General features: G+C 41.6%; 4 protein-coding genes. All 4 read left to right on the forward strand.

The window, feature by feature from the left end; genetic code table 11:
* The coding region (locus VB741_RS26050) for a putative glycoside hydrolase (RefSeq protein ID WP_323368146.1) at positions 1–650 on the forward strand (650 nt) is incomplete at its 5' end.
* A 564-nt stretch (positions 651–1214) separates the two neighbouring features.
* The gene (locus VB741_RS26055; protein WP_323368147.1) at positions 1215–2129 is read left to right on the forward strand and encodes a hypothetical protein; all 915 of its coding nucleotides are present in this window, start codon (positions 1215–1217) and stop codon (positions 2127–2129) included.
* A gap of 12 nt (positions 2130–2141) precedes the next feature.
* Positions 2142–2630, forward strand: a complete 489-nt coding sequence (locus VB741_RS26060) for a hypothetical protein (protein WP_323368148.1) — start codon at positions 2142–2144, stop codon at positions 2628–2630.
* A complete protein-coding gene (locus VB741_RS26065) occupies positions 2627–3979 on the forward strand; it encodes a hypothetical protein (protein WP_323368149.1) in 1353 nt (450 codons plus the stop codon). Before VB741_RS26060 ends, VB741_RS26065 begins: the two co-directional genes overlap by 4 nt.
* The last annotated feature ends 119 nt before the right edge of the window (positions 3980–4098 follow it).

Raw genomic sequence — 4098 nt, forward strand, 5'->3', positions numbered from 1 at the left:
CTAAGGTGAATCGCGCTGATCACAACTATGATCCGTTATTTCCCTATGGCTATGGTCTCACCTATGGAGATCATGGCAACCTGGCTCAGCTACCGGAATTTTCTGGGTTAGATGGCCGTGAACCCACTACTGGCAATGCCCTGTTTGCCTTTGGCCAACCCATAGCTCCCTGGAGCCTACAGGCCACGGTGGGAGAGGTGTCCAGTCCGGTGCCGGTGGTGGCGCGTACTCAACTGGGTGAGGCGCTGACGATTCGCTCTATTGACCGGGCGGCCCAAGAGGATGCAAAACAGATTGTGTGGAGTGGAGAAGAGAGGGGTGCGATCGCATTCATCGGACCTGCCACTGACTACACTGCCGCTGCCCACTATGGCGACATGGCCCTGGTCATGCAATATCGGGTAGATGCCTTGCCAGCCGGTGCGGTTACCCTAGTGGTCCAGTGCGGCGAGGACTGTCAAGCCGACTTGGATCTGACTCCGTTGTTTGTCGCCGCCACCCTTGGTGAATGGACCCAGGCAGAAATTCCCTTAAGCCGCCTGGTAGAGGCTGGAGCCGACATGTCTAAGCTGACGGCGCTGGGCCTAGGGACAGAAGCTGCGTTTTCCTTAAGTCTGTCTGATGTCAGGTTGGTTTCTAAGGACGATTAATGAACCCCTCACAAAGCATTGGCTTAGCTACGGTTGTAAGTTCCTGAAGCAGCACAGCAGTTTCTTCCGTTCGATAGGAATAATGCTTCAGCCGAATAGCATCACGTACCTGGTCGAGTAATTTCTTAGGACGAGGCTCAGACGGTGGCATGGAATGAAGGCAAAGGAGCAGAGGGTAAATAAATCCTAAGCAGCACCAGCGTATATAGGAGGGATGATTATACTGAAACTTTCCACCTAATCAGCCATATAGGTGGATTAGGCGGATTAGGCTGACGTATTTCCACCTAATCATCCGTATGGGGTAAATAGGTGGAAACTTTCCCTTTAAATAATAGTTGGACTGCAAGGTTGTATAAGTTATCACGTCGGACAGTCCCTCCAAAAAGTATCGTCAGATACATAGTCTGCTTCGAGTCTTTTTTCATGAGCCTGTATAGAATTTCTCTAGCATCAAGCCCTAAGCCTTTACTCTGATCTCTTGGATGACCTAGAAGTACTGAAATGGGCTAAGCTTGAAGAGTTTAACTGCAAACGCTCATTTTAGGTATTTCGCGAGACAGCATGACATCTTTGAACGTGCGCTTTTGGGAAGGAGAGGAATGGGAAAAATATATTCAGTTGTTAATCAAGAGACATTATGGGCCTGGTAATTATCAAGAAGTCCCAGCCAAGCACGTAGGTGACTTCGGTATCGAAGGTTACTCCACTGATGGATGTGCTTATCAATGTTATGCGACTCAAGAGCCTTGCACTACTCAACAACGATATGATGCTCAGCGCAATAAAATTACTACTGATATTGGTAAGTTCATACGAAATAAGCCTGAACTAGTCAGGCTTTTTGGTGGCACATTTATTCGTCGATGGATCTTAATTGTTCCGGTTTCTGAAAGTGCATCATTAGTTCAACATGCATCTAAGAAATCTGAAGAAGTACTGAGAGCAGGATTGCCATATGTTTCAGATGACTTCAAAGTGATTATTGATACAGACTCTTGTTTTGCCAAAGAAATAAATGAACTAGCTAACTCTGGTGTGATTTCTGTTGAAGATCAAAACATAAATGTTGACCCAGAACACCGCAATGATTGGATTACAAGTAATGATGGCTTGGTTGGTACTCTAAGCCAGAAGGCACAGAAAATCCCCCAATTAGCTATAGATGAAAAAATCGAAGATTTTAAGATCTCGATGATAGAACATTATCTAAGAGGTCAAAATTTATTAGATTCCTTTAGCAAAAACTATCCTGATATATATGCTCAGCTAGATAACTGTAAGCGCATGTACGAATTCGAGCTAAGCACTCTAAGTTTAATCAATAGTGATCCTGCGACACAACACCTGAATGAGGCACTTAAACGTTATTCTGAAAAATTGCGTAATTCCGCTCCTAACCTACCAGGTGGTATAATTCAAGCCTTAAGTTGGGAAGGTATTTCAGATTGGCTAATGCGATGTCCACTGGATTTTTAAGCTGGTACCAAGATGCAAACACAAGAATTACTAGATTATCTAGATATAGAATTTTCTTTTCGAGATCAACCTGTTCCTCTTCAACCTCAACTAAGAGTGATTTGGGGATTGAGTATATTAGTTCTGATTCTACATATTTGTTGCCGAGGTGGGCGTAGTTCAGTTGCTAGATTGCATTTATTGAATTGGTCGCTTCGCAACAATGAAAATAGAGAACGGCTCACTGAATTGTTAGAAAATCGGTTATCTCCTTTTGCAACTCTTATAAGATGTGAGCCTGGATTTAATAGAGCAATTGAGTACGCAATTGCTGAATCTTTAGTAGAAGTGGTGGATGGTAGTCAGAATTTGCGAATTCGCTTATTAGAAAAAGGTAGACAGCTTGCGAATGAAATAATAGAAGAAGACTGCCTGCAAGCTGAGAAAGCATTTTTAAGAGAAAAGTGCGTACCTGTCACAGAAAAATTAGCAAAAAGTTTGTTGAAACAAATTCGGACATGACTTTACAGATACGGCATTTAAATTTAAGGATAGTGACATCTAGAGGGTTGTTCGGTGTAGAGATACCTTTCGAGACAGGTCTTTTTATTTTACATGCGGATAACACTTCTGGGAAATCAACTTGTTTACAATCAATTCTCTATGCACTTGCTCTAGAAGGAATGATGGGGCCAAGTCAACAAATTCCCCTACCTCCAGTCACCACAGATTTTTTAGAGTACGAAGGTACAACCTACGAGGTCTTAGAATCTGAAGTATTGCTTGAAATTTCAAACGGCACAGATACACTAACTGTTCGTCGTCAAATAAAAGGCAACCAAAATAGGCATTTAGTAAATGTTTGGGAAGGAGCTATGCTATCTCAAACAACCAATTCTTATATGTCTAGAGATTACATTGTTCGAGAACGAGGAGGGGCATCTAGAGAAATAGGATTCCATCGTCTTTTGGCAGAGTTTGTGGGTTGGCAACTTCCAAATGTTCCTACTTATGACGAAAATGAAATACTACTCTACATGGAAACTTTGTTTCCGTTTATGTTTGTTGAGCAAAAGCATGGATGGACTAATTTACGAAATCGCCTACCGACTTACTTTAAGATAAAAGATCTAAATAGACGAGCATTTGAGTATTTATTGGACTTGGATGCACAAGAAATCGCCACTCAAAAAGTAATTCTAAAGCAGCAAGAATCAACAATTAAAAATAACTGGTCAGCTAAAATCAATGAATGTAGCCGTCTTACTGAAGCTATCAATGCAATTGTCAATAATATACCTTCTCAGCCCATTTCTAATTGGCCTCCAAGTGTTCAGCCAAAGATTATGGTTTCCCATGAGAATGATTGGATAGACCTCTCGCAAGCTATAGCAGACCTAGAGACTCGCCTTCAAGCTTTGGAAAACCAGGAAATTCCCAATGTTGAGCAAGTAACTGAATCGGCTCAGCAGGAACTACAAGAGAAACAAGAAGAGCTTTTGGAGATTGAAACAGAAATAAAACTAAAATTTGAAAAACTAGAGGGTCAAGTCTCTCAAATTTCAGAAATTCAAGATAGAATTTCCTCTTTACAAGAAGAACTATCTAAAAATACCGATTTGCGAAGACTTTCAAATCTTGGATCAGCCCAAAGTCTACAATCCAATTCTGGTAATTGTCCAACCTGCAACCAAAATATCAGTGACTCACTTATTAGTCCTCAAGATATAAGTGAGCCAATGACAATTGAGCAAAATGTTGAGTTTATTCGAGAGCAATTAAAAATCTTTGAGGCAATGTACCAGAGTGAAGTAAGAACTCTCGAACTTCAGAGGAGGCAATTGAATGGAATTAAAAGCTATGTAACGTAACTACTCAGGCTTAAAAAATTAGAGAGTTTTCCCAGGTTACAGAGATTATCAGCTAGCGTAATCCAAATATAGGAATTGGTAACCTCCTTGAGCAAGCCCAAGGGTCGCATCAAACTCAG

This window comes from Leptothoe sp. PORK10 BA2 (assembly GCF_034932105.1).
Classification (GTDB): Bacteria; Cyanobacteriota; Cyanobacteriia; order Phormidesmidales; family Phormidesmidaceae; genus Leptothoe.

Bases quoted from the DNA above. Each gene is read 5' to 3' on its own strand.
- VB741_RS26055 (WP_323368147.1), top strand. From the start codon at position 1,215: ATGACATCTTTGAACGTGCGCTTTTGGGAAGGAGAGGAATGGGAAAAA.
- VB741_RS26060 (WP_323368148.1), top strand. From the start codon at position 2,142: ATGCAAACACAAGAATTACTAGATTATCTAGATATAGAATTTTCTTTT.
- VB741_RS26065 (WP_323368149.1), top strand. From the start codon at position 2,627: ATGACTTTACAGATACGGCATTTAAATTTAAGGATAGTGACATCTAGA.